The organism is uncultured Fretibacterium sp. (assembly GCF_938040765.1).
GTDB lineage: Bacteria > Synergistota > Synergistia > Synergistales > Aminobacteriaceae > CAJPSE01.
Window position 1 is genome coordinate 1 of sequence record NZ_CALIAA010000182.1, and the last position, 1738, is coordinate 1738.

The 1738-nt window shown below is 55.0% G+C and carries 2 protein-coding genes; both read left to right on the forward strand.

Features of this window, described 5'->3' with window-relative positions:
* Nucleotides 1-902: sugar phosphate isomerase/epimerase family protein (locus tag Q0176_RS06470; RefSeq protein ID WP_299300421.1), on the forward strand; the 902-nt coding region annotated here is incomplete at its 5' end.
* A 176-nt stretch (nucleotides 903-1078) separates the two neighbouring features.
* The coding region (locus Q0176_RS06475; protein ID WP_299300423.1) for an FGGY family carbohydrate kinase at nucleotides 1079-1738 on the forward strand (660 nt) is incomplete at its 3' end.

Sequence of the window (1738 nt, forward strand, 5' to 3'; positions counted from 1 at the left end):
AATTTAATGAACTGCGGGATAAGGCCCCTGAAAAACTGAAGGAGCCGTTAAAACTGTCATGGAGCAACTGGGGGTTTGGAATGGAGTCCCTGGAGGATTCCTGCGCCAGGCTCTCGGGCGTCGGCTTAAAGTACATCGAACTGCACGGCAACCACTACGGCCCGGATTTGGGATACGGAGCAGAGGATACCATGGCTGTTCTGCGTCGATACGACATGAAGGTTTCCGGCGTGTGCGGCATGTTTTCAGCACATAACGATCTCTCATCGAATGCGCCGCATCAACGCCAGGCCGCCGTTGATTACCTTCGCCGCACCATACCTTTCACGGCGGCCGTCGGAGGGCACTATCTTCTCGTCGTCCCCGGCGCAGTGGGCCGTCCTGTTGCCTATGACGCCAACGAATTCGACCGGAGCGTCGAGACCCTGAGGATCGTCGCGAATCTTTTCGTCCAGCACTCGGTCCATGCCGCGATAGAACCCATCCGTGCGGATGAGGTGAGTTTCATCCATACGGTTGCGGACGCGAAGAAGTACATTGCCGCCGTGAATCGCCCTGGGGTCTCCTCCATTAACGGCGATCTCTATCACATGCAGAGCGGGGAAAGCCATCTGGGCACAGCCATTTTGGAAGCGGGCGAGATGCTTGTAAACCTTCATCTGGCGGACAGCAACCGCCGTGCTTTGGGAGATGGTTCCCTGGACATCGATACCGTTATCCGAGCACTTTACCTGATTGGCTACAATCAGGGGAACCGCTTTGTCTCCGCTGAGCCCTTAGGGCCGGGCGGCGACCCTTATGTTGCCATGAACGGAAAACCCGACAAAAAAGATCTGGACGAACTGGTCAAAAAGACGGTAACTTATTTCCGCGAAAGAGAGAATATCGTCGTCCAGGGATGATGGATGACGCATGGTGAATGAAGCGGAAACCCTGCGGAAGCCGATTTTCAGCGGGCGCCCGCCGGGAGCCCGTTTGCTCGATGCTCACAGTTCGGAGCCGGATGACGTGTCGGCATCTATATCGGCCTGAATCGATGGGACACTCGTAGATGCCGAAAAAACAAGGAGGATTCGCAATGCTGATTGGCGTGGATATTGGGACGGGTGGGACCAAGGCTCTGATGCTGGATGAGCGGGGCAGGACCCTGGGAGAAGCTTTTCATGAATACGGGGTTCTCACACCCAGGCCATCCTGGGCGGAGCAATGGCCCGATGTATGGCTCGAGGCCGTTACCATCGTATTGAAAGATGTGCTCGCTCGATCGGGACTCAATCCCAAGGATGTTGCCGCCGTAGCGATCAGCGGCCTTTATGGCGGATCGGGCATTCCGGTGGACAAGGCGGGGGAGCCTGTCCGTCCCTGCATGATCTGGATGGACCGCAGAGCGCGGAAGGAAACCCAATGGGTAAAGGACAACATCCCATTTGACAAGATCTTTTCCATCACGGGCAATTACGTGGACAGCTACTACGGATTCACGAAAATCCTCTGGATGAAAAACAACGAGCCCGACCTTTGGAAAAGGACACGGCAGTTTATGACGCCTAAGGATTACGTCATTTATAAATTTACGGACATTGCGGCGACGGACTATTCCTCGGCGGGCAACATCGGCGGTATTTTCGACATCCACAAAAAAGGGTGGTCCCAGGAGATGAGCGATGCTCTGGGTATCCCGTTATCCTTATTTCCCGAGAAAATCACGAAGTCCTTCGACATCGTCGGGAAACTCAAT